Here is a 23766-nt window from a genome sequence, read left to right as displayed (position 1 = left end):
GCACTCAATAAACCCTGTAGAAATTTTGTATATAACCTCTCTCTAACAACCAGTAAATTACATCTTGATCAAGAAATAGTATATGACTCATATTTGATTTCTGAAAAACCAAATTGTCTAGAAACACATTTATGATATTGTCTAAGGATATTGGCAATATCCATCTATAGGTATGATCAATTAAGAAATAAAGCTATTTTTGATACACTTAAATAGTTTGTTTAAAAATAATTAATTTTTTCAATAGAGATGTGTAAATTCACATCTCTATTTTTGAGTTGATTTAACGATTTTTTGTTTCTAAATCTCTCAGCCGCACTTCATTTTCCCGCTTACCAGTTCTGAGGGAATCTTCATAATTTCTGGTAGCTTGTGACTGTTGACGTTCTTTAGTAGCGTAGTAAGGTTTAATAGGTTCAGTTTTACCTATTTTACGGTCTTTAGCGGTGTAATAAGGTGATGTTGTTTCTACTCTATGAGTTTTGACAGCATAATAGCCATCAGCCAACACAGAATTACTAGGTAAGCTAATCAAAATCACAAAGGCGGCAAGGATAAATACGGCTATTTTGCTCATTAACTGACTAAGAACAGTTTGTATGTTTAGCATGGCAAAAATTCTCCTCTGTCGGAAACAAATGTCTAAATGCTAAAAATACTAATTGTGATTAACGTCTTCCTCTAGACTAATTATCTGTATATAAAAAGGAAGGTGAATACTTATCACCTTCCTGAATTAAAAATCCTATTGCTTAATTTTAGGCAATAGTTACATCTGGTGATAAATAAACATCTTGAATGGCGTGAAAGAGTTTCACACCTTCTTCAAATGGACGCTGAAAAGCCTTCCGTCCCGAAATTAAGCCAGTACCACCAGCCCGTTTATTAATGACAGCAGTGCGTACTGCTTCTGCAAAATCATTTTTACCAGACGCGCCACCAGAATTAATTAATCCTGCCCTGCCAGCATAGCAATTTAACACTTGATAACGAGCTAAATCTATAGGGTGATCAGTTGTTAAGTCTGTGTAAACTCGCTCATTTGTTTTGCCATAACTTTCACCTGTGGCTTTAGCAACTGCACCATAGCCATTATTACATTCAGGCAATTTCTGTTTGATAATATCGGCTTCAATGGTTACACCCAAATGATTTGCTTGTCCAGTTAAGTCAGCCGCCAGATGATAATCTTTATCTTGTTTAAAAGCATTATTCCGCAAATAACACCAAAGAATAGTCACCATTCCTAATTCATGGGCGCGTTCAAATGCACGACTAATTTCTTGAATTTGTCTGGTTGATTGTTCGGAACCAAAGTAAATTGTTGCGCCGATGGCGACTGCGCCTAAATTCCAAGCTTGTTCAACACTAGCAAATAAGACTTGATCAAATTGGTTGGGAAAGGTTAAGAGTTCGTTATGGTTGATTTTGACAATAAAGGGAATTTTGTGGGCATATTTGCGTGAGACAATGCCTAATACTCCCAAAGTTGTGGCAACAGCATTACAACCACCTGCTATTGCTAATTTGACGATATTTTCTGGGTCAAAGTAGATAGGATTTGGTGCGAAAGATGCCCCAGCCGAGTGTTCAATACCTTGGTCAACAGGTAAAATTGAAAGATAGCCAGTATTTGCCAAACGTCCTGTAGAATAAAGTTGTTGGAGATTTCGCAACACTTGAGGATTGCGATCGCTATTTAGCCAGACTCGATCTACAAAGTCTGGGCCTGGTAAATGTAGTAAATCTTGAGAAACTTTGGCTTTATAATTCAGCAGGTCTTCTGCTTCTTTACCCAACACTGACTCGATAGAATTAGCCTCGATCAATGTAGTAGTCATAGCACTTTCCTCAAACTTGAGAAAATAAGTTGGCCTTTACCCTAGCATTCTGACATTTTATCTCTCAGATAACTGGCTATTTCAGCAAAAACTTATTTTTAGAATCTCAGATAAATTTTTTATATTTTTTAGAATAAAAATTTTTATGAAGTAATCAGATAAACACCGATAATTTATCTGTGTTTACCCGTGATTAATATTAACTTAAGTAGGATTCTAGCCGATAAATTTAAGTTTATATTTAGTTTTACAAATTAGTCATATACCAGAAGATACAAACATTTATATTCATAGCAGTTTTATTTGCTAGGCGAAGAAAATAGACAAGGGAGACCAGGAAGAGAAGAAAGGCAAGGGAGAGATATGTTTGTCAATCATTCAGGGGTTTCATAAAGGTAAATAATTAATCAGCATCTATCAAAAGTTATATTTAATAGTAAAAGTTCTAAGCAAAATCAATATTAAGTTTTTATGGTGGACTAACACAGATAATTTAGTGAAAAAATACAGTTATTGTGGGATGGGCATCTTGTCCGCATCGGACGGGCAAGATGCCCATCCCACAAGAGAATGATAATGCAACATTTGATTTATCTCAGTCTATTAAGTTAGTTTTCTTTTGACTTTATAAATACTCTCTAAATCTGGCAAATTATTGTTATGGAGAGTAATTATATATTTAGTTATGTTACCTAAACCCAAGAAATATTGGACACCACAGCACTGGGCAAGTTGGAAGCCATTTGGCATTGGCGAACAGTACCCGAATAACTATTGGGAGGTATTTCGAGCTATTTGGTTGTCACGGCATAAATTACCTTATGCGTGGAATATTCTCAATCAAGGCGTGTGTGATGGCTGTGCTTTAGGCACGACGGGAATGAAAGATTGGACACTAGATGGGATTCATCTCTGCAATGTGCGGTTGCGGTTGTTGCGAATGAATACGATGTCAGCGTTAGATCCGCAGATACTCGAAGATGTATCGCAATTACAAGCACAAAAAACTTCTCAATTACGAGACTTGGGGCGACTTCCTTACCCAATGATGCGCCAACGTGGAGAAAAAGGTTTTCGTCGTATTAGTTGGGATGAAGCTTTAGATTTCATTGCCCATCGTATCCGCGCCACCACACCTGACAGGCTGAGTTTTTATATTACTAGTCGCGGTACTGTCAATGAAACTTATTACGTTACCCAAAAAGCTGTCCGTGCAATGGGTAGTAATAATATTGATAATGCAGCTCGCATCTGTCATTCTCCGAGTACCGCAGCCTTAAAAACATCGCTGGGTGCGGGTGCTACTACTTGTTCTTATAAAGACTGGATAGGTACGGATTTATTAGTGTTTATTGGTTCTAATGTCGCCAATAATCAACCAGTTACTGTGAAGTATCTTCACTACGCCAAAAAAGCCGGTACAAAAATAGTGGTGATTAATACCTATCGAGAACCAGGAATGGAACGGTATTGGGTTCCTTCAATTGTCGAAAGTGCTTTATTTGGGACTAAATTTGCCGAAGATTTCTTTTTGGTAAACACTGGCGGTGATATGGCATTTTTGAATGGAACCATCAAGCATTTGATTGCTTATGGATGGGTAGACAAGTCATTTATCGACAGTTACACCACAGGTTTTGCAGAACTCAAAGCATCTCTAGAACAACAATCTTGGGAAGAATTAGAACGTCTTTCCGGCGCATCTCGCTATGATATGCAAGCTTTTGCCCAGATAGTTGCAGCAGCCAATAAAGCTGTGTTTGTTTGGAGTATGGGCATTACGCAGCATGAATGCGGTGAAGATAATGTCCGCAGTATTATCAATTTGGCGCTGACTAAAGGTTTCGTCGGGCGAGAAGGCTGTGGGTTAATGCCTATTCGCGGTCACTCTGGGGTGCAAGGCGGCGCAGAGATGGGATGTTACGCCACTGTATTTCCTGGTGGTAAACTGATTAACCCAGAAAATGCTGCTGATTTAAGTCAAAAATGGGGCTTTGAAGTACCAAGCACCAGAGGGTTAATTGCACCGGAAATGATTGATGCTGCTTACGACAAGCAATTAGATGTGTTGTTTTCTGTGGGTGGGAATTTTTTAGAAGTTCTACCAGAACCAGATTATGTGGAAGGTGCTTTGCAACGTATACCTTTGCGGGTACATGCTGATATTGTGCTGTCTAGCCAAATGTTAGTGGAACCAGCAGATACTGTAATTTTATTACCTGCCACAACGCGCTATGAAGTACCGGGGGGTGTGACGGAAACTTCTACAGAACGGCGAATCATTTTCAGCCCAGAAATTCCTGGCCCCCGTATTGGTGAGGCGCTACCAGAGTGGGAAGTATTTGTGGAATTGGCAAAAAGAGTGCGTCCAGATTTGGCAGAGAAGATTGATTTTGAGAATACGGCGGCAATTCGGGAAGAAATTGCCCAAATTGTGCCATTATACGCTGGGATTCAACATTTACGGCAGGCGGGCGACCAGTTTCAATATGGTGGTTCGCATTTGTGCTTTGGCTGGAATTTTGCCACACCTGACGGGAAGGCACACTTTACAGTTTTATCGCCTGCACAAAAGGAAATACCAGAAGGCTGCTTTTTGGTGGCGACACGGCGGGGTAAGCAGTTTAATAGTATGGTGCAAGAACGCAAAGATGCCATTACTGGGGCTTTGCGTGAGGCGGTGTTAATGAATGTGGTTGATGCTGCTAAGTTGAATTTAAAAGATGGAGATCAGGTCATTTTAAAAAATGAATTGGGTGAGTTAACTGGCAGAATTTATCTAGCACCAATTCAGAAAGGAAATTTACAAGTTCATTGGCCAGAAGGGAATGTATTGCTTGATAAAAGTAAGCGATCGCTCGAAGGAGTCCCAGATTACAATGCTGTCGTAAGGCTGGAAAAAATTACCTAAATTATCTTCCAGAAGATTAATATGTTAGGAGCGATCGCAGGTGATATCATCGGTTCGGTATATGAAGTTAACAATATTAAAACCAAGGATTTTCCCTTATTCGATAGGCAATGTCGTTTCACCGATGATACTGTGCTAACTGTCGCAGTAGCGGAAATGATTCTCGATGGTGCAGACTTTCTCGACAGCAGTCAATACATTGAGCAATTTAAGTCTTATTTCCGCCGCTATCCCTACGCTGGTTATGGCAGTACTTTTAGAAGTTGGGCAAATTCTAACGATAGTCAGCCATACAATAGTTGGGGTAACGGTTCGGCAATGCGCGTTAGTCCCATCGGTTTTGCTTTGCATGACTTAGATACTGTCCTGGAAGCCGCTAAAAGTTGTGCGGCTGTGACTCATAATCATCCTGAAGGTATTAAAGGCGCTCAAGCCACAGCCGCAGCTATATTTCTAGCGCGTACAGGTGCTGATAAACCAGCAATTAAAGCTTATTTGCAAACTACCTTTGGTTACGATTTAGCAATTACCCTGGACGAAATTCGACCAAATTACAAGTTTGATGTTTCTTGTCAAGGTTCCGTCCCCCAAGCAATTATCGCCTTTTTAGAATCAACCGATTACGAAGATGCAATTCGGAATGCAATTTCTTTAGGCGGGGACAGTGACACCATTGCTTGTATTACAGGTGGTATTGCTCAAGCATATTATCATGGCTTACCCCCAGCGATCGCTGACCAAGCACTATCTCATTTAAATGATCATTTATTTACAATTACTCAAAGGTTTATGTTGCAGTACTGTAACTAGTGCAACAAGGCAAAAGGAAAAAGGCAAAAGTAAAAAGAAATAATAACGATACCACAAGCCTTTTAGCAATTTCTTATGGTCACTGAGCGTACTTGTACTGAGCGCAGCCGAAGTAGCCGAAGTGTGGTCTGTTTATTTACGCCGTATTGTACTATTGCAAAAAGGCTGAAGTTCTGACTCAGTAATTTGTCGTAGCTTTTTGAGTTAACAAATACTCATACACTATACAAACTGTCAACCAAATTAAACCTGCGGCGTAACCAGCAATTACATCACTAGGCCAATGTACGCCCAAATACAACCGGCTAAAACCAATAGCCAAAATTAAGATTACCGTCAAAGTGAAAATCTGCGATCGCCATTGGGGAAATTCTTGGGATAAAGAATAGCCGATGCAACCATATACCACTATTGACACCATTGCATGGCCACTAGGAAAACTGTAATGATTCACATTAATAATGTAATCCCACAGTGCCGGACGCGCCCTGACAAACAATTCTTTCAACAGAAAATTTAAGCTGATTCCACCAACTGCTGCCATCCCAAAGGTAGTAGCTTGGAGGTAACGGCGGCGATGCAGCAGAATTGCCTCCCATGTTACACAAGTCAACAATAGCAATGGTGGTTCAGCGAGGGAAGTGATACCCACCATAATTTTGTCTAGTAAAGGCGTGTGGAGTTTCTGAATTGCTAATAAAATCTGGGTGTCTAAATTATTGGTGTTTAAGATAGCTGTCCCCAAGGATAAAGCCGAAAAAGCTGCGGCTACGGGGATGATTTGATTCCGCGATTGAGTTATAGCAGCATTTGACTGCACAAATAAAGTAATGCTTTTACTGGGAATAAATTCTGGTGCGGTGCTGGGGGGTAATTGTTTATTAGTTCTTGTGTAGTCTAGAACAATATTTTCTAGCATCCAGGCGATCGCATTTAGACTAAAATCTGGCTGAAACAGTACCAAAACATTTCCTGTTAAATGATTTGCATTGGCTTGCAAAATTCCTTCTTGCTGGGATAATCGCAATTCTAGATATTTTTTGAGAGTTAGAGAATTATGCAGTCCCTTGACTTTATATCTAGCTCTACCTTGGATAGAAGTATGTACTGCCCGAATTAAAGAATTTTCCCCAAGAAGGCTGCCAAAATCAGTGTTCATGTTTCTGCTTCACAAATTTTTGTACTAGTTAGCAAAGTCAAGAGACCAGAAAATCCCTTGCTCACATCCTATCAAGCGTTTCCCACTCTTCACTTCCTACCACAATAGTTATCGAAAAATAAATTTTGTGGGCAAATTTTGACAAGTAGTTGATAATTGCGTCAAAGTATCATCAGGAGGAAACATGAGTTTCTATCGTAGTCGGAAAATTGTCGCAGCGTTGTTAATCTCAGTATTATTACTGACAACAGCTTGTAGTCCCAAAACCCCAGGACGGTTTGACCAAGCGCAACAAGAAAGTACTAAACAAAAAAGTGGTCAAGCAGTTGCTAAGACTGCTACCCAGGGAAGTGAATTTAACAAGTTCTTCCCCAAATCGGGTGGTGGTTACGATAGCGTGTTCACCCAAGAGAAAAAAGGTTTTGCAGAAGCCAAGCTGAAAAAAGCTGGTAAAGAAGTAGCGATGATGTCAATCTCGGATACCAGCAGCACCCCAGAAGCAGCAGCTAAATTCTCTAAAAGTACCAAAAAGATTGCAGGATATCCGGCTGTAGAACAAGGAAAAACCGCAACGGCAGTTTTAGTAGGTAAATATCAAGTCAAAGTTCTATCCAAGGGTACAACATTTACAGCCAGCGATCGCGCTGATTTGATTAGTAAATTCAACCTGAGTGGTTTAGCCAAACTTAAATAATCGCTACTCAAAATCTTTAGATATAGCAATTGCAACCAGGCGAGGAGATTTTTGTGAACAAACCTATTTTTGAATTAGTTGATCAACTACCTACTGGTGGTTTAACTGTATCTGTGTTGAAGGCTTTAGATTTTGTAGCTCCTGGTGAGTGGCAAAATACTGTTGGTTTTGTGAACACCATCAAACATGTGACTGGTGAAGAAGATGAAAGTTTAATTCAACAAATCGGCGAACGGGCGATTTATCTGTATAATGACCGTTCCCAAGGCTATCAACGCGCAATGTGGCTTTATCAAACAGTTGATGGTACTGATAAAGCCCTCGGTGCAGCAGCTTTAGCCAACAAAGTCGGTGAAACAATTCCGCTTTTGGGTTTTCTCAACTCTGTGACTCCCAAACCAGATAAAGCACAAACCATCGATTTAGCCTTAAAAGTAGTAGCTGAATTGGTGGCTTTCTGCCAAATTAATGGCATTCCTGGAGACAGCATTGGCGATTTTGTTGGTTCTTTAGGAGAGTATAGTGGTGAGTCACTCATCCGTCTGGCAGCATTAGTTTGTATTGATGGTGTCATACCTTTAGGCCCAGATTTCATTCAGAAAGCACTAAATTTTATCAGCCAAATTAGTCCCCAGGAACTATCACAAAATACAACTTTTAACACCATTCAAGATGCAATTCCAGGTAACAGTCCTGGCGGTAAACTCGACTTTATCGGTCAAAGTCTTGATTCTGTTAAAGGTTGGATGAATGGATTTGTTGCTCAAAATAATTTAACTCAGCAAAATGTTACCAGTCACTTGAAAAGTTTTGTTGAATTCAGCGACGACAAGTTAGATTATTTGGCAGCTTTCTTAGATGTATCTACCAATTATTATGAGCATACAGGCACACAAACTTTAGCACGTCGTTTAATTGAACGCGCCGTTGCTGAAATTTAGTTAACGTCAATATCAGTCATTAGTTATGGTTATTAACAAATGACCAATGACTAATGACTATTGACCAACTATAGATTTAAATTTTCTGCGATCGCACTCAAATAAGGCTGAAAAATTACTAAATTTTCCAACTTTTCAAACTTACCTGTCACCGCGCCAGGGTCAAAAGCTGTACTAATGATATAAAGTGAATTTCCATCAAAAGCCGCATAACTAATATATTGCTCTTGTAACCCACCTTCAGCTTTAATTCCTGTAAAGCCATAGCGGATTCCTGGTAGTTGACTAATTGATATTTCTTCTAATGGATGAGTTGCAAAAATAATTTTATTACCGTTGCTTTTCTGACGGTCTTTACTCAAAGAAGTATAATAATCTCCTGCCCAAGCTTTCAAGGCTGTGATAGCTTTGCTGTGGTTAGCCGAATTTTTATAATCTAATTTAGAGTCTAGGGGAACGCCTGCATCAGCAAGATGCTTTTGCAAGTTGGGATTTTTACGGACTTGAGAAACACTAATCTCAACTGTACCTAAAACTTCACCTTGAGCAGATACACACAACAAAGAAGCATTACCCTGACAAGGAATTACTTGCCAGCCACTAGGTACGACGATATTTTTGCCTAAAACTTTTTGCCACAAATTTCCTGATGTGGGCTGAGAAGTTTCTCCCGCAGCAATTTGAGTAGCTGTTTTAGATGCTGTCGGTGTGGCTTGATTTTTGGTTTCTACCTTAGTTCCAGCAAAGTAGGGAAGCACAAATTTTGCCCCCACTGGCATTAACAAAAGTAAGATTACAGCGATAAACAGATGATAAACACGCAACATTTTGGGAAAATCCAGGGGCAGAAATTACCGAATCAGGCTACAGACTATAACGTTTCTAAGACTTACACACCAAGATTATCTGTGGAGAATGGGTGTAAGGGAGTAAGGGTTTTGAACATTACACCCTTACAAATAAGTCAAAAGTTAAAAGTTAAAAGTAAAAAACTCTTTTACTTTTGAATGTTTACTTTGGACTTTTCTTATTAAAAATCATCATCATAATTTCTCATAGTTTTAGGGTCAGGCGCAAAGGCTAACCACAAAGGGAATTGCAGTATGCCTAAACTGATTTGTTCTTCGGAATCGTCAATGATAATTAAAGGTAATTGATTGGCTTTTACCAAACGGTCGGCTTTTTGGGCTAAAGCGTCTGGCGCTTCAAATAATACAACGCCCCGGTCAGGGCCAAAATCTGGGCGACCGATACCCAAACAGTCTTGCAAACCCCGCCGCCATTCACCCAACCGTTCTGGTGTGTTAGCTAAAACCAAAGTCCGGACGCGATCGCCATACAATTTATGTAATACCGAAATAATTGCCGAAGCAATCAAAGTATTCTGCAACCTGCTACCCATTGTCCGCAAAGCACCCCGTCCTCCTTGGCCAAAAAACCAATTCGAGACTCGTTCTGCATGAACTGGTTCAAAGGTGCGGCGTAATTGCCAAGCCGGGCCATAATAATCTGGTTTGTTGCGATATTGGTCAATCAAGCGGCGGACTTGCTTGGCTGTATCTTGAAACTGCTGTTGGGCAAATTGGGGTGTAATTGCTTCTGGTTCGGCTGGTTTAGCTTCTTTAACAGTTGGCTTTTCCCGTTCTTTAACTTCTGGTACTAGTTGTAACTGCTCGGCGGCGGCGGCTAAGTCTTGTAAGCTACCAGTCAGATAATCTTTAAAACCTTGCACACGGATGGCCAAATCTTGCGATGTACCCGCAAACGTCGTTCGCATTTCGTTGCGGATGCGTTCTTGACGGCGTTCTAACTGTTCTACAGAAATTTGTAGGGCTTGTTTGCGTTGTTCTAATTGTGCTAATGATTCCTGCACAATGCGCCCCAGTGCAGTTTGCGTTTCACTTAACTGTGTTTGCAGCGTATTGTAAGTTACTTGCAAACTCGCAATTTCGGCTTTGAGTGCAGCTTCAGTTTCTTGCAACTGAGCTAACCTTTGCTCTGCATCTGCGTATACTGATTCTGTTTTTAACCCTAATGCAGTTGTTTCCGTTACTATGGGAAATTCTGGGTCTGGTTCATCTGTCAAAGTAGCCAATTCTATACTTGTGTTGCTGGGTTCTGTGTCAACTGCTGAAGCTGGTGCTTCTGTTTCCAGAACTGACTCTACAGATGAATTGTCTGGGTTGTCTGTTGTCGGGTTTTCTGGTTGTATTTGTTCTAACCACTCATCTATTGGTTCTGGAGTTTGAGATGACTCAGGGTTCATAAACAATAATCTAATTCCTAGACGCGAATAAATTTTTTGGTTATTTGTCAATAGTCATTTGTATATGATTTAAAACTCTTAACCATTGACTATTGACTCAGACTTAAATACGGGGACAGCGTTCTTCCAAACAGGTTTTTAAGGTGTTGGGGTCGAACAAAATTGGTAAAAAGTGAATACTGTTAATTTCTTTAAAATAAAACAGAACCGGAAACCCATTCCAGAATATCCGCCAGTTTTGCCATTCTCGGTAGGGAAAACGCCGAATTAACTTCTCACCTCTGTAAATATCTAAGTCGGTGGCAGTAAATTGCAAGCGTAACGTTACAGTTTGAAACAAAAGAAACAAACCAAAAACTGCGATCGCTCCTCCCACCAAAGGTTGCACAATTACAATGGGAATCGCTGCCAGCACCAATACAACAGGGATATTGTAACTAGGTTTGAGTTCCACTGTGGCTGTAGAATTAGGCGCAAATGAACTGGTCACTGTTTCAAATCCTGCTTCGGTAGTAGACATCTTTTTTATTTTAGGATTAGGGGCTAAGGACTAGAGATGAAAAAATAATTTTTACAGTACTTAATTTTGCCTCTAACCTGTCACCTATAACCTATAACCCCTAACCTGTAACCTGTCACCTGTCACCTATAACCTCCAACCCCTAACCTGTAACCTCTAACCTGTCACCCGTCACCTGTCACCTGTCACCTCTAATTTAAAACCCTTTAACAAACGCACTACCCGCACCTTGAAACATCAACCACGATAAAAAGAAGTTGCTAATAAATATCAGTAGCAAAGCAGTCACCACAGCAGTTGTTGTTGATTGTCCTACGCCTTTAGCGCCGCCTGTGGTTGTTAAACCCCAACTGCACCCAACAACCGCAATTAATAAGCCGAAGAATACAGCTTTTACCAAAGCACTACCAATATCCCAAGTGTCTATGAGGTTGCGAGCAGAGTCTAGAAATACTGTATCAGCCAGTCCGTATATATGAGTGGCAATAATCAAGCCGCCAAACATCCCGGTGACTAACGACAAAAGTGTTAAAACTGGCAACATTAAACAGCAAGCAATCATTCGCGGAATCACTAAATAATCAATGGGGTCTGTTTTTAACACCAAAAGTGCATCAATTTGTTCTGTTACCCGCATTGTGCCGATTTCTGCGGCAAAGGCTGAACCTACTCGCCCTGCTAAAATCACTGCTGTAAGTACAGGTGAAAGTTCTCTAGTTAAAGCCACCGCCAATACACCACCCACAAGATTACCCGCACCAAAGTTAATAAACTCTCGCGCTACCTGAATGGTAAACACAGCACCCACAAAAATTGCAGTTAACAAAGCAATAAATAAAGAGTCTGGCCCTACGGCTGCCATTTGCTCTAAAGTGTTACGCCAATGAATCTTGCCGCGTAGCAGGTGAACTATTACTTGTCCACCCAGAAAAATCGCAGCCAGCAATCGCTGACCCCACGCTGCTAAATTGGAATTAGATGTAATCTGGCTCAATGTTCTGTAGCTAACTCGGTAATTGCCTTAAGAATAGCGAAAGTTTATAGCCAATAGTCAATATTCATTTCTTAATACTCCCTACACTCCCCACCCTTCCCACACCCCTACACTCCCCACCCTTTCCCCACGCCCTCCGTTATCGTTAACTTACTTTAAAGTTGCTCTCATAAAATAAAGCTTTACCTCCAGATATTTACAATGTGTGGTATTTAGTAGAGATAAGCTCAAACCCTTAATTAGCAAAGATTTTATCGCTGCTCAAGTTGATTTTTCTTTGGAGCAGCTTGTGTTGTTACTGTCTGTTTTTTTAATGAAAACTTAAGATTTTTGACATATTGGCCTCCAAGGGGCGATCGCACGTATTGTAGAAGATGAAAGATAGTTATTAGGCCGTTGTGCGTTGTCTTCCTGGAGGTTGTCTTTCATGACTTTTTTGCTTAACTTTCTGCGTTCCTTATTAGTGACGGTGATTTTTAGCTTTGTTGCACCAATATTTTTAATCGGTGGTATTTTGTTGCTGTTAGCTGTGATTGGTTATTTGCCAGGGTTGCAAACAATCACAGAAGCTAGTGCCACAGGGATATTAAATTTTCTGGCAATTTTTGGTAATGGTACACCCCTGCGTGGGTTGGTGATCATCGGTTTAACCTGGAGTTTTGTTGGCGCATTATTTGATTCTTATGCGTATTATCGTTGTCAAATTCTCCGCATAGATTCTTAAAAAAATTGCGTAAATCGTCAGTTTTGAATCAGCTAGTAAAAAGTTGAAAAATCAATTAAATTAAACATCGCAGATTTTAAATCAAATCCTATTTAGAGTAGGAATTATAAATTTAATTTGTAAAATTAATTACTTTATTATTAATCATCACAGTCTGAGTTAGGTAAAACTTAGCAACTGCGATCGCACAATAGCTCACAAAGAAGTGCTGAGTTAAAGAAGAGATATTTACTCAGCAACGCCAGTCCGCTCAAGTCGGGAGACCCGCCCACGCGGCTGGCTCCTCAGCACTCAGTACAGCACTCTATTTGTATCTGCTATAAAATGCTTGAATAGCGGAATGCCCATTTATTTTAAGCTCTGGGCATTTTATAGTGGGATTATATACGAGGTTTTTTGACTGCTCATGGTTTGGCCGTTTAAATCCAAGTTTCGTAAACAAATTGCGCGGATTGAAATTACAGGTGCGATCGCAAGTGCTACTCGCAAACGTGTATTAGAAGCCCTCAAGACCGTAGAAGAAAAGAAATTTCCGGCTTTGCTTTTACGCATCGATAGCCCTGGGGGAACAGTAGGCGATTCCCAAGAAATTTACAGCGCCCTGAAGCGACTACGCGAAAAAATCAAAATTGTTGCTAGTTTTGGTAATATTTCTGCCTCCGGTGGCGTTTACATTGGTATGGGAGCAGAACATATCATGGCTAACCCCGGAACCATCACCGGTAGCATTGGTGTAATTCTGCGTGGTAATAACTTAGAACGCTTGCTCGACAAAATCGGTGTTTCGTTCAAAGTCATTAAGTCAGGGCCTTACAAAGACATTTTGTCGTTTGATCGGGAATTAACAGAACCAGAACAACACATTCTGCAAGAATTGATTGACACCAGTTACCAGCAGTTTGTCCAAACTGTAGCCGAAGGCCGTTCTTTAGCTGTAGAAACTGTGAGAAGTTTTGCCGATGGCCGGATTTTTACCGGACAGCAAGCTTTAGAATTGGGTGTTGTAGACCGCTTAGGAACAGAAGAGGATGCGCGTCGGTGGACAGCAGAACTAGTTGGTCTTGACCCCGAAAAAACCCCATGTTTTACCCTCGAAGAACCAAAACCTTTGTTAAGTCGGATTCTACCGGGGAGTCGTCAGGTTTCATCAAGATTGAGTGCTGGTGCTGACTGGCTAGAATTTGAAATGTCTACCAGTGGTCTGCCATTGTGGTTATATAGACCATAAATGTCATTGGTTATTGGTCATTAGTCATTTGCCCTTTGTTAATGACTTTTGACTTTTGACCTTTGACTTTTGACTTTTAAATTAGGAGGATATTTGGCGTGGAATGGCAAATGCGAGCAATTCGTGGAGCAACAACTGTTTCAGAAAATACAATTGAAGCCATGCGAGAAGCAGTTACAGAACTGCTTGATGAATTAGAACAACGCAATAAAATTCAACCACAGGACATGATTAGCGTGACTTTTTCCGTCACACGGGATTTAGATGCGATTTTCCCCGCAGCGATCGCCCGTACACGTTCTGGTTGGGATAATGTAGCAATGTTAGATGTACAGCAAATGTACGTGGAAGGCAGTTTACAACGTTGCGTCCGCTTCTTAATTCATGCTTATTTGCCAGTCTCTGCGCCAATTCATCACATTTATTTACGTCACGCTTCTAATTTACGTCCCGACTGGAGTTTACCCCAGACTCTACACGCATCACAGCCAGCAATTGAAATCCTGAACTCCTAACTTTTACTTCCCTACCTGGGACACTCACATCCTTGCACTATGGGAGTTTCATCAATGCCATCCCCCTTTCCTGGTATGAATCCTTATCTCGAACTGCCTAGTTTGTGGCATGAGTTTCACAACCGCTTGATTGTGGCAATTTCGGATGCGCTGACACCCTATTTGCAACCCAAATATTATGTAGCTGTAGAAACTCGCACCTATCTGGATGATGACAACCCAGAATTATTAGTGGGAATTCCCGATGCAATTGTGTTAACAACTTCCAAAAATCCTGTAGCACAGCCTCCAACAACCGCCACACAAACTCGTCCAAAACAAATCAGACTCCCCATACCAATCGAAGTTAAAGAACGCTATTTAGAAGTACGAGAGGTAAGTACTCATCAGGTAATTACAGTGATTGAGGTTCTCTCACCAAAAAATAAGCGTAAAGGTGACGGGCGAACAGCCTATGAGAAAAATTTTGTTTTTGTTCAGTCAGGAGCAGTTTAGTTGATACTTCCCCATTAACCCTGAGCGCAGCCGTATGGTTAAATTCCCTAACTTTATTTACCGTGATGACCTCCGTTCTCCTGCCTCCTTAATTTTGCCTTCTGAGGAAAAATTTTGCTGAATGGGAATTTGAATAAAAAATTTAGTTCCTTTTCCTAAAATAGATTCACACCAAAGCTTTCCTTGATGTTTTTCAGTAATGATTTGATAACTAATTGACAAGCCTAATCCTGTACCTTTACCAACAACTTTAGTTGTAAAAAACGGATCAAATAATTTAGATTGAACAGATTCTGGAATACCTATACCATTATCTGTAATAGTAATTAAGATATCCGTTTCAGATTTTCTTTGAGTTTGAATCAAAATAGTTAGAGGTTGGTCTGGGCTTTTTTGATGGATTTCCTCTAAAGCATCGATTGCATTAGTCAGTATATTCAAAAATACTTGGTTGATTTGTCCGGCATAACATTCAACTAAAGGTAACAAACCACATTCTTTAAAAACCTGAATTTGTGGATGACTGGGTTGGTCTTTGAGACGATATTGCAAAATCATTAAGGTGCTATCAATACCTTCGTGTATGCTTACCTCTTTGAATTCTGCTTCATCCAAGCGTGAGAAATTTCGTAGAGATTTGACAATTTCTCGGATACGAACAGCACCCATTTCCATTGAATGAACAATTTTTTGTAAGTCTTCATGTAAAAATTCTAATTCTAGTTCATCAACTTCTGTTTTCAATGCTTGCGGTGGATTTGGATAACATTCTTGATAAGAACGAATTAATTTTACTAAATCTTGAGTGTATTCTTTAATATAATTAAGATTGCCATAAATAAAGCTCACCGGATTGTTGATTTCGTGAGCTACACCTGCCACCATTTGCCCTAAAGCCGACATTTTTTCACTCTGCACCATTTGAGATTGAGTGCGGTGCAATTCTTCTAAGGTTTTTTGGAGATGTTGATTATTAGCTTGTAACTCTTGAGTACGTTGAACAACTTGATTTTCTAAATATTGATTGGCTTTTTGTTGTTCTGCTAAAAGTTGTTTAATAGATTGAATTAGCTGATTAAATGAAGTAGCCAAGACACCCACTTCATCTCCAGCCGTCACGGCTACTTGCACATCAAAATCCGATGTTTGGAGAGAATGCTTTACTGTCTGGGTGAGGGTTTGAATTGGCTGCGCGATCGCCCGACTGGTATAAAATGCTAAAAAGGCAGCCAGCAGTACAGATAATACTAAGCTAGTCATAATAATTTGCGATCGCAATTTTTGAGCCGATGCGAGAACCTCCTCCGCATCACCATACTCACCCGCAGCCCGTTCCACCATCTGGGTTAGAGCCTCAGCAAAATTGTTAATCTGATATACAGCTTGACTACGACCGAAGTTAATTAATTGTTGTTCTACTTTCTGAGTATTTTTTGGCTGCCAATTTTCTTGCTTGAATGAAGCTAACAGTTCCTCAACTTTTTGCAGATAAGCTTCTGGTACTCCCCGATAAGTCTGCATAAAGTCCTGCACTATGGCAATTTCTTCCTCTGAATCTCCGTGTTTGGTGTATGTATTGCCTTCCAAAACTTGCAATTGTGACCATGTTTTCCTAAACTCAGTTATGGATTGTCTCAGTTCTAGAACCTCCTGTTGTAAAAGTTGGGGATTATCCAAATAAGTAATTAACTGCTGGCGTTTATTCCTAGTTGTTAATTCCACTATTTTCAGGTGATTAATCAACTGAATCTCTTGTAAGGCATCTTTTTGCGCTTCCAGGGCTATCTGGTTGTGATAATCTCCCAACAGTGAACCAGCCAAGGTTCCACCAACAGCCACACTCAAAGCTATTCCATACCCGCAAGCAATTTTCTGCCCTACCTGCAAACGTTGTGGCCATTGGAGGATTATTGATTTAGCTTGTGTAATGTAATTAGTTTTTTCGTTTGATGAGCTTGAATTGAGAACAGCCATATTCAGAGAGTCAGGATAGTTGGTAATTTGAATTGTCAGTCTGTGCGAATATGTTCGTCACCTGAAAATAATTACCTTTAGTATTCCCATAAATTAACTATAATCAACAAATAAGTTACACCTCTTTAGAAAATCAGTGCGATCAAGATAACCCTGAAAAGCCTAATAATGGAGCCTTCCAAAATCCAAAATGATATTAGGCTGGTTATATCACCGTCAGATTCTGATAGTGATAGCTCAGTTAATTAATGATTTAGATGTAAACATATTTGCATACAAGTTAATATGAAAATCACAAATTTTTCTATTAAGATTTCATGAGTTATATACATAATTATGTTTACAAAAATTTTCTTGTATGCAAAAAGTCCCAGATTTTATGAATTATGTTTTCATACTAAGTCGCTTTCAAAACTAGTAGTCTTATATCATGTCTGGTTAATTAATTATGACTCCAGAAATCTATGCAGAAACGTTCAAATCCTCTGCTCCCTCTGCGGCCTTAATGATAAGTCTTTTACCAGACACGATATTATTCCCCACTCCTGACTCCCTATTCCCTGTCTACCCAACTAGATTCGGAAATTAAGCAGGATGCCTATAGGTTAATTAGCAGCTACTTCCCTACTATTAACAGGCAAAAAACCAGCTTGAGCGATCGCTCTTTGTCCTTGTTCAGTCAGCAATAGTTTGGCGTATGCTTCTCCAACTTGTTGTGCTTGACCTTGGTTTTGCTGAATCATCACAAATAATGGCGAAGTTAATGGATAACTACCGTTTTTGATGACAGATAGATTTAATTGATTGCGTTGTCGAGGACATTGATTTGGCTGTACAACTGGTTCACGGTAGAGAGACACAAACTTGTCGGAACTTACCCCCAAAGGTAGTAGCTTGACACCACATTGATTGATTACCCCTCTAGCAGAAGCATAATAAATACTACCAGGAGTTGTTTTGAGGCGGCGTAATGCTTCTGTTGTTGAGTAAACATACTCTACCTGTGAACCGAAATTTTGCTGATTTGCTGGTTTATCAGTAAATAAAAGCGTGTCGGCATTTTCAGGCGATTGCGACAACGGTACAATTGGCAAATCTGTTCCGCCTACTTGTTTCCAGTTAGTAATCTCTCCCAAATAAATTTTTTGTAACTGTGCAACTGTTAAACCAGGTACTTGCAATTCTGGGTTAACTACTACAGCAACTCCATCCATCCCGACTTGACGTTGTTCAATAGTGACACCTTGTTTTTTCGCCTGCGCTTGTTCTGCATCTGTTAGGGGACGAGATGATTGAGTAAAGTCTAATTCTCCAGCTAATAACATCCTAATTCCTGCACCCGAACCAGGACTACTATCTGTAGGATTGACGTAGAGCAATTGAAATTCAGGACGGGTATATTGAATCTGTGAATCTACTAATTGTCTAATTGATGCCCAAGCTGTACTTCCACCATAATTGAAAGCACCAATTGGCATATCGTTCACATTAGCAAATGTTGAACCCGTAAGACTACTGACAGTGGCAGGATTCTGACTAGAGATAGAATCTGGACGATTACTAACAAATAAGCGTGGTCTTAACCACAACCACAGCCCACCAATGAGTACAATTGTAATGACTTCACCAATGATTAGCCCTCTGATCATCTGGATAGCATCTGTGCTGAGTGAAACAGCTCTTCTATTACTGTTGCTCATTAGATTGAATTTTATTAACTGTCTTTAATCAAGAATATATATTAAGAATATAAGTAAATTATAAGTAAATCTTTTTAAGCAGAATTACGGAAAACAACCGTCGGGTAAATCGTAACATGTTAATAAAGTTACTAAGTAAACGTTACCAGGTTGTGCAAGTTTTAAGTCAAGGAATGTTTTGTAAAACTTACGTGGCTGAAGACACGCATCTTCCGCACCGTCCCCTCTGCGTTATCAAACATTTTTTACCCGGTAGCGAAATTTCTATCCCTGTAGAAATCCGCCGACGGCTATTTAATCGAGAAACACAAGCACTACAAAAACTCGGCGACTATGATTTAGTACCTCATTTGTTGACTTATTTTGAAGATGACCACGAATTTTATTTAGTACAACAATTTATTGCAGGACATACATTAAGTACAGAACTTCAGCCTGGTTGCTGTTGGACGCAAAGCCAAGTTATTCAACTTTTGCGCGAGGTTTTAGAAATTCTCGATTTTGTTCATAGTCATGGGTTAATACATCGAGATGTCAAACCCAGCAATATTATGCGCCGAACCTCAGATAATCGTTTAGTTTTGATTGATTTTGGGGCAGTGAAACCAATTTTGACGCAATTGGTGAAAAACCAAAAAAATTTAGTTCCAATTGAATATTCTACAATTGCGATCGGTACACCAGGATATATGCCGAGTGAACAACAACGTGGCAGGCCAAGACCTAATAGTGATATCTATGCTTTAGGGATGATTGCAATTCAAGCACTCACAGGCGTACATCCCACACAATTACCAGAAAACCGCAAAACAGGTGAAATTATTTGGCAACATTTAGCTAAGGTAAATGTTGAATTTGCGGCGGTAATTAATAAAATGGTGTGTTATCACTTTCAAGACCGATATAAATCCGCAAAGGAAGTATTAGAAGCACTATTACCACATATCAATAATCAAGATGCGACGCTGCTATCAACTTTTTCGTCTCAAAGTACTTTATCCGTATATCAATCTCATTCAATATTGAGCAATACCATATCAGCACCACTTTTAGAAAAACCAACTAGCATTCCTGAAACTTCTGTTATTCCCAAAAATTCACCTTTAGTAGTTGGCTTAGTAATTGGTGTAGTTTCTGGTTTAATTTTGATGGTTGTGAGTTATTGGTCTTTGCAAATAATTTCCCCTGAACCTAATATTCAAAATTCCTTACCCACACCAGGGAATATCAATCGTTAAAGCAACGCGCAACGCACCAATATCATCCGGTGCGTTACGGCTAGATATGATTTGTCCACACTCCCAAATCCTTACACAGCAGTAACATACCCCACTTAATATTTACTTCAACACTTAGCACTTTGCATTATTTGCGATTGATTATAGTTTGGTTGGGTGCTGTCTCTGTGAATTAAAAACGCCACAATTGCCAGCACGGTTAAATTGACAGCTAAAATGCCAACAGCACTCCATACCCAAATTTTCATTTCAGCCTCCGAATTGTTAGTTATCAGTTGGCTTGTGATGATGAAACCGAATTCCTAAAAAAATGTCGTAAACAAATTCAAAAAAATCTTTCTTTTGTAATAATCCTGAAGTTTGATAACAGCCTTTTGCATCTAAAAGCGGCTTCATCACATAATATGCTGGTTGATAATTGTACCAGGGAATTGAAGGCCAAAGATGATGCACGAGGTGATAATTTTGTCCCATAATCAAGAGATTGAGAATGGGATTGGGATAGACACGCGCATTTTTCCAGCGATCGCGCTCCACAAATGGCCGATGTGGCAGATAATCAAAAAATAATCCCAATGCTATACCAACTATAAAGGCGGGAATAAACCAAAAATTGAGAATGTAACCTAAAAATCCATACTGAACGGAAATATAGACAATACTCACAACAATCAAGCGGCTGATAAACCACTCTAATAATTCATATTTTCGCCACAGTTTTCTTTGAAAGAAAAACACCTCATGGTATAAAAACCGCACTGCAATCAACCACAAAGGCCCCCCTGTAGAGACATAATGATCTGGGTCATCTTGGGGATGATTGACATTACCATGATGTTGCAAATGTACGCGCGTAAACACAGGAAACGCAAAAGCCAATATTAAAGCACTACCATGACCCAACATCGCGTTGATGATCCGGTTACGATGTGCAGACTGGTGACAAGCATCGTGAATTACACTCCCAGAGCCATGCAAAGCTAGGGTATTAATACAAAAGCATAACCAATGTGGCCATTCCCACAACCAGTAGCCAAAATTTGATAACACCAGCATCGTCACAGCAGACAAAAAAATTAACATTGTCGGGCTGAAATTACCAGGAGGCTCTAAAAATTCCTTGGGTGGGATTTTCAATACTTTCTGTTCTGCCTCCAAAGCCAGCATTCTTTACTCCTTACCTGCTCAAACATTACGAATATACGATCAATATTAGTAAAAAATAAAGTTTAATGAAGTTTTGTATAGCAATTTTTTATCTAAACATCTGCTTCACAGCAGATGAATAACGCTATGATTCCAAACGAAACCCAAGTATTTGCTGATGATTAGGGTGTGTCCCTCAGTTATTCAAGAGTAGAGAGAAAATATATTCCTGGGGAGAGAGGGCATCAAGTTTAGTGTACGATAACTATTCTGTTCCTTAGTTCCTGGGAATAATCAAAGGGAAAACTCAGCAATTAGCATTCAAAATCTTTTCCCAAATTTACTCTTTATCTGCCACGCGCTAACTGCTTAAATTTATTGGTGTGGCAGTAACTGAATACAGCATCTCCCTTAACTTACTATGACTGCTTACTAAGCTCCCTAAAATCAGCCCCTATGCAATTAAGAGATTCTCTACGTCGGACAAAAATTGTCGCTACAATTGGCCCCGCTACCAGCAGCCCAGAAATGCTCAAAGCGATTATCGAAGCAGGAGCAACCACGCTGCGCCTTAACTTTTCTCATGGTACACATGCCGACCACCAGCGAAACATTCGCTTAATTAGGCAAACTGCTTTTGAACTTAATCAGCCAGTGGCAATTTTGCAGGACTTGCAAGGGCCAAAAATTCGCTTAGGGCGGTTTGAAGATGGGTCTATAGTTTTAGCAAAAGGCGATCGCTTCACCTTAACTAATCGCCAAGTTGTAGGTACACAAGAAATTAGCTGTGTAACTTACGAATATTTGGCAGAAGAAGTCCCAGCCGGTGCGAAAATTCTTCTCGATGATGGACGAGTCGAGATGGTGGTGGAAGAAACTAATCGGGAAAAAGGCGATTTGCATTGCCGTGTAACAGTCGGTGGCAAATTATCTAACAACAAAGGTGTAAACTTTCCTGGGGTTTACCTGTCCATTAAAGCCATGACCGACAAAGACCGCGAGGACTTGATGTTTGGTCTCGACCAAGGCGTAGACTGGGTAGCACTTTCCTTTGTTCGCAACCCCCAAGATGTCATCGAAATCAAAGAATTGATTTCTAGCACCGGTAAACAAGTACCAGTCATTGCCAAAATTGAAAAGCACGAAGCTATTGAACAAATGGAAGCCGTTCTAGCTTTGTGTGATGGCGTAATGGTTGCTAGAGGAGACTTAGGGGTTGAACTACCAGCCGAAGATGTCCCTGTATTACAAAAACGGTTAATTTCCACAGCCAACCGCTTAGGGATTCCCATTATCACCGCTACTCAAATGTTAGATAGTATGGTGAGCAATCCCCGCCCCACCCGTGCCGAAGTATCAGACGTAGCCAACGCCATTTTAGATGGTACTGATGCAGTCATGCTTTCCAACGAAACAGCCGTTGGTAGTTACCCAGTGGAAGCAGTCGCTACAATGGCGCGGATTGCTGAACGTATCGAACAAGAACAACGCAACTCAGATATTCGCCTACAGCGAGATAGTAGACGTTCCATTCCCAACGCCATCAGCCAAGCCGTTGGTCAAATTGCTGAAAACTTGGGAGCCTCCGCAATCATGACCTTAACCCAAACTGGGGCGACTGCACGTAACGTGTCTAAATTCCGTCCCCATACCCCCATTTTGGCGGTGACACCCCATGTCAACGTAGCGCGACAATTACAACTGGTTTGGGGTGTGAAACCACTACTTGTATTGGGACTACCTTCCACTGGTCAAACCTTCCAAGCAGCTATCAACGTCGCTCAAGAACATAAATTACTGTTTGAAGGCGATTTAGTAGTAATGACCGCTGGGACATTACAAGGCGTGTCTGGTTCCACAGACTTAATTAAAGTTGAAGTAGTGACAGCTGTATTAGGTCAAGGAATTGGACTGGGACAAGGTTCTGTGAGTGGTCGCGCCAGAGTTGCTCAAACAGGAATGGATGTCAGCAACTTTAACCCTGGCGATATCTTAGTCGCACCCCGCACTGGTGCTGATTTTGTCGAAGCCATCCGCAAAGCATCTGGTATTATCACTGAAGAAGAAAGCTTAACTTGTCACGCCGCCGTGATTGGCTTACGCCTGGGTGTACCTGTAATTGTTGGTGTGAAGAAAGCCACTCAAGTTATCCGTGATGGAGCGATTTTAACTTTGGATGTGCAGCGTGGTTTAGTTTACTCCGGCGCAGTGGGAACACCGTAAAAAGGCAAAAAGGCACAATAACTACTCTGGTTGAGATTCAAAGTTAACTCGTTCGTAAATCTGGCGATGGGGAATTTGGCAGTTAGCAGCAACTAAAGTTAAAACGCCATCTTCATCGTCAGATTCTCTAAATAGCCAATTGCCATCAGGCGTTTTGCTAAACTGCTCAACGTGGAATTGATATTGGTCAATCAAAATATATTCTTGAAATTCGGGAATGGAGCGATAATAAGTAAATTTATCCCCTCTATCTCTACTACTAGGGTGTGTCATCAATTAGATAAACTGGAATCAAAACTGTTGAAGAAAACATAAATAACAGAAAAAGGATGACACGCCGATACGCACTACGAGATGACCAGTGGGAGAGAATCAAAAACCTGTTGC

General features: G+C 40.3%; 21 protein-coding genes and 1 pseudogene. 10 read left to right on the top strand and 12 right to left on the bottom strand.

What is annotated here, in order from left to right; genetic code table 11:
* Positions 1-283 precede the first annotated feature (283 nt).
* A complete protein-coding gene (locus tag H6G75_RS30020; RefSeq protein ID WP_190983556.1) occupies positions 284-610 on the bottom strand; it encodes a hypothetical protein in 327 nt (108 codons plus the stop codon).
* A gap of 148 nt (positions 611-758) precedes the next feature.
* Positions 759-1841: a class I fructose-bisphosphate aldolase gene (locus H6G75_RS30015; protein ID WP_190983555.1), complete on the bottom strand. Its 1083-nt coding sequence runs from the start codon at positions 1839-1841 to the stop codon at positions 759-761.
* A gap of 685 nt (positions 1842-2526) precedes the next feature.
* Here H6G75_RS30015 and H6G75_RS30010 point away from each other — a divergent pair.
* Both H6G75_RS30010 and H6G75_RS30005 read left to right on the top strand, forming a co-directional pair.
* The gene (locus H6G75_RS30010; RefSeq protein ID WP_190983554.1) at positions 2527-4752 is read left to right on the top strand and encodes an FdhF/YdeP family oxidoreductase; all 2226 of its coding nucleotides are present in this window, start codon (positions 2527-2529) and stop codon (positions 4750-4752) included.
* 21 nt (positions 4753-4773) lie between these two features.
* Positions 4774-5562, top strand: a complete 789-nt coding sequence (locus tag H6G75_RS30005; protein ID WP_190983553.1) for an ADP-ribosylglycohydrolase family protein — start codon at positions 4774-4776, stop codon at positions 5560-5562.
* A 178-nt stretch (positions 5563-5740) separates the two neighbouring features.
* Here H6G75_RS30005 and H6G75_RS30000 read toward each other — a convergent pair whose 3' ends face one another.
* Positions 5741-6721 (bottom strand): phosphatase PAP2 family protein, encoded by a 981-nt coding sequence (locus tag H6G75_RS30000; RefSeq protein ID WP_190983552.1) that lies wholly within the window; start codon positions 6719-6721, stop codon positions 5741-5743.
* A 184-nt stretch (positions 6722-6905) separates the two neighbouring features.
* Between H6G75_RS30000 and H6G75_RS29995 the strand changes: the two genes are divergently transcribed.
* Both H6G75_RS29995 and H6G75_RS29990 read left to right on the top strand, forming a co-directional pair.
* Positions 6906-7415 (top strand): hypothetical protein, encoded by a 510-nt coding sequence (locus H6G75_RS29995; protein WP_190983551.1) that lies wholly within the window; start codon positions 6906-6908, stop codon positions 7413-7415.
* A 53-nt stretch (positions 7416-7468) separates the two neighbouring features.
* The gene (locus H6G75_RS29990) at positions 7469-8356 is read left to right on the top strand and encodes a hypothetical protein (RefSeq protein WP_190983550.1); all 888 of its coding nucleotides are present in this window, start codon (positions 7469-7471) and stop codon (positions 8354-8356) included.
* Between the two features lie 68 nt (positions 8357-8424).
* On the opposite strand, the gene H6G75_RS29985 is transcribed toward H6G75_RS29990, so the two are convergent.
* The 4 genes from H6G75_RS29985 to H6G75_RS29970 form a co-directional block, all read right to left on the bottom strand.
* On the bottom strand, positions 8425-9183 hold the full coding sequence (locus tag H6G75_RS29985) for a hypothetical protein (RefSeq protein ID WP_190983549.1): 759 nt from the start codon (positions 9181-9183) through the stop codon (positions 8425-8427).
* A 203-nt stretch (positions 9184-9386) separates the two neighbouring features.
* Positions 9387-10622, bottom strand: a complete 1236-nt coding sequence (locus H6G75_RS29980; RefSeq protein WP_190983548.1) for a DUF3086 domain-containing protein — start codon at positions 10620-10622, stop codon at positions 9387-9389.
* A 103-nt stretch (positions 10623-10725) separates the two neighbouring features.
* On the bottom strand, positions 10726-11142 hold the full coding sequence (locus tag H6G75_RS29975; RefSeq protein ID WP_190983547.1) for a DUF3119 family protein: 417 nt from the start codon (positions 11140-11142) through the stop codon (positions 10726-10728).
* A gap of 196 nt (positions 11143-11338) precedes the next feature.
* Positions 11339-12136 carry an MlaE family lipid ABC transporter permease subunit gene (locus tag H6G75_RS29970; protein ID WP_190983546.1) on the bottom strand — a complete coding sequence of 266 codons (798 nt, stop codon included), beginning with the start codon at positions 12134-12136 and terminating at the stop codon, positions 11339-11341.
* Positions 12137-12563: 427 nt separating this feature from the next.
* Here H6G75_RS29970 and H6G75_RS29965 point away from each other — a divergent pair, with 427 nt between their 5' ends.
* From H6G75_RS29965 to H6G75_RS29950, 4 genes are all read left to right on the top strand, one after another.
* Entirely contained in the window at positions 12564-12860 is a 297-nt protein-coding gene (locus H6G75_RS29965; RefSeq protein WP_190983545.1) for a hypothetical protein, read from the top strand.
* A 406-nt stretch (positions 12861-13266) separates the two neighbouring features.
* A complete protein-coding gene (gene sppA, locus H6G75_RS29960; protein ID WP_190983544.1) occupies positions 13267-14088 on the top strand; it encodes a signal peptide peptidase SppA in 822 nt (273 codons plus the stop codon).
* A 98-nt stretch (positions 14089-14186) separates the two neighbouring features.
* Positions 14187-14603: a chorismate mutase gene (aroH, locus tag H6G75_RS29955; protein ID WP_190983543.1), complete on the top strand. Its 417-nt coding sequence runs from the start codon at positions 14187-14189 to the stop codon at positions 14601-14603.
* 54 nt (positions 14604-14657) lie between these two features.
* Positions 14658-15098: a DUF4058 family protein gene (locus H6G75_RS29950; RefSeq protein ID WP_190983542.1), complete on the top strand. Its 441-nt coding sequence runs from the start codon at positions 14658-14660 to the stop codon at positions 15096-15098.
* A 57-nt stretch (positions 15099-15155) separates the two neighbouring features.
* On the opposite strand, the gene H6G75_RS29945 is transcribed toward H6G75_RS29950, so the two are convergent.
* Together H6G75_RS29945 and H6G75_RS29940 are read right to left on the bottom strand one after the other, a co-directional pair.
* The gene (locus H6G75_RS29945) at positions 15156-17072 is read right to left on the bottom strand and encodes a sensor histidine kinase (RefSeq protein WP_190983541.1); all 1917 of its coding nucleotides are present in this window, start codon (positions 17070-17072) and stop codon (positions 15156-15158) included.
* A gap of 605 nt (positions 17073-17677) precedes the next feature.
* Entirely contained in the window at positions 17678-18772 is a 1095-nt protein-coding gene (locus H6G75_RS29940; protein ID WP_190983540.1) for a PstS family phosphate ABC transporter substrate-binding protein, read from the bottom strand.
* Between the two features lie 116 nt (positions 18773-18888).
* On the opposite strand from H6G75_RS29940, the gene H6G75_RS29935 reads away from it, so the two are divergent.
* Entirely contained in the window at positions 18889-20010 is a 1122-nt protein-coding gene (locus H6G75_RS29935; protein ID WP_190983539.1) for a serine/threonine-protein kinase, read from the top strand.
* Between the two features lie 107 nt (positions 20011-20117).
* Here the strand turns inward: H6G75_RS29935 and H6G75_RS29930 are convergent, their stop codons facing one another.
* Together H6G75_RS29930 and crtR are read right to left on the bottom strand one after the other, a co-directional pair.
* Positions 20118-20258 (bottom strand): hypothetical protein, encoded by a 141-nt coding sequence (locus tag H6G75_RS29930; RefSeq protein ID WP_190983538.1) that lies wholly within the window; start codon positions 20256-20258, stop codon positions 20118-20120.
* Between the two features lie 16 nt (positions 20259-20274).
* A complete protein-coding gene (gene crtR / locus H6G75_RS29925) occupies positions 20275-21177 on the bottom strand; it encodes a beta-carotene hydroxylase (protein ID WP_190983537.1) in 903 nt (300 codons plus the stop codon).
* A gap of 435 nt (positions 21178-21612) precedes the next feature.
* Between crtR and pyk the strand changes: the two genes are divergently transcribed.
* Entirely contained in the window at positions 21613-23379 is a 1767-nt protein-coding gene (gene pyk, locus H6G75_RS29920) for a pyruvate kinase (RefSeq protein WP_190983536.1), read from the top strand.
* A gap of 21 nt (positions 23380-23400) precedes the next feature.
* On the opposite strand, the pseudogene H6G75_RS29915 reads toward pyk, so the two are convergent.
* Positions 23401-23640 (bottom strand): annotated as a pseudogene (locus H6G75_RS29915) (Uma2 family endonuclease); the annotation flags it as partial.
* Positions 23641-23766 lie beyond the last annotated feature (126 nt).

It is taken from the genome of Nostoc sp. FACHB-280, assembly GCF_014697615.1.
Lineage (GTDB): Bacteria > Cyanobacteriota > Cyanobacteriia > Cyanobacteriales > Nostocaceae > Nostoc_B.
The sequence above is the reverse complement of the archived record's forward strand: the minus strand, read 5'-3'. Positions and strand labels throughout refer to the sequence as shown.

Excerpts from the sequence above, each read along its gene's own strand:
- H6G75_RS29980 (WP_190983548.1), bottom strand. The coding sequence starts at position 10,622 with ATGAACCCTGAGTCATCTCAAACTCCAGAACCAATAGATGAGTGGTTA.
- H6G75_RS29985 (WP_190983549.1), bottom strand. The coding sequence starts at position 9,183 with ATGTTGCGTGTTTATCATCTGTTTATCGCTGTAATCTTACTTTTGTTA.
- H6G75_RS29950 (WP_190983542.1), top strand. The coding sequence starts at position 14,658 with ATGCCATCCCCCTTTCCTGGTATGAATCCTTATCTCGAACTGCCTAGT.
- H6G75_RS29995 (WP_190983551.1), top strand. The coding sequence starts at position 6,906 with ATGAGTTTCTATCGTAGTCGGAAAATTGTCGCAGCGTTGTTAATCTCA.
- H6G75_RS29945 (WP_190983541.1), bottom strand. The coding sequence starts at position 17,072 with ATGGCTGTTCTCAATTCAAGCTCATCAAACGAAAAAACTAATTACATT.
- crtR (WP_190983537.1), bottom strand. The coding sequence starts at position 21,177 with ATGCTGGCTTTGGAGGCAGAACAGAAAGTATTGAAAATCCCACCCAAG.
- H6G75_RS30015 (WP_190983555.1), bottom strand. The coding sequence starts at position 1,841 with ATGACTACTACATTGATCGAGGCTAATTCTATCGAGTCAGTGTTGGGT.
- H6G75_RS29940 (WP_190983540.1), bottom strand. The coding sequence starts at position 18,772 with ATGAGCAACAGTAATAGAAGAGCTGTTTCACTCAGCACAGATGCTATC.
- H6G75_RS29935 (WP_190983539.1), top strand. The coding sequence starts at position 18,889 with ATGTTAATAAAGTTACTAAGTAAACGTTACCAGGTTGTGCAAGTTTTA.
- H6G75_RS30020 (WP_190983556.1), bottom strand. The coding sequence starts at position 610 with ATGCTAAACATACAAACTGTTCTTAGTCAGTTAATGAGCAAAATAGCC.
- H6G75_RS30005 (WP_190983553.1), top strand. The coding sequence starts at position 4,774 with ATGTTAGGAGCGATCGCAGGTGATATCATCGGTTCGGTATATGAAGTT.
- H6G75_RS29975 (WP_190983547.1), bottom strand. The coding sequence starts at position 11,142 with ATGTCTACTACCGAAGCAGGATTTGAAACAGTGACCAGTTCATTTGCG.
- pyk (WP_190983536.1), top strand. The coding sequence starts at position 21,613 with ATGCAATTAAGAGATTCTCTACGTCGGACAAAAATTGTCGCTACAATT.
- sppA (WP_190983544.1), top strand. The coding sequence starts at position 13,267 with ATGGTTTGGCCGTTTAAATCCAAGTTTCGTAAACAAATTGCGCGGATT.
- H6G75_RS30000 (WP_190983552.1), bottom strand. The coding sequence starts at position 6,721 with ATGAACACTGATTTTGGCAGCCTTCTTGGGGAAAATTCTTTAATTCGG.
- H6G75_RS30010 (WP_190983554.1), top strand. The coding sequence starts at position 2,527 with ATGTTACCTAAACCCAAGAAATATTGGACACCACAGCACTGGGCAAGT.
- H6G75_RS29965 (WP_190983545.1), top strand. The coding sequence starts at position 12,564 with ATGACTTTTTTGCTTAACTTTCTGCGTTCCTTATTAGTGACGGTGATT.
- H6G75_RS29930 (WP_190983538.1), bottom strand. The coding sequence starts at position 20,258 with ATGAAAATTTGGGTATGGAGTGCTGTTGGCATTTTAGCTGTCAATTTA.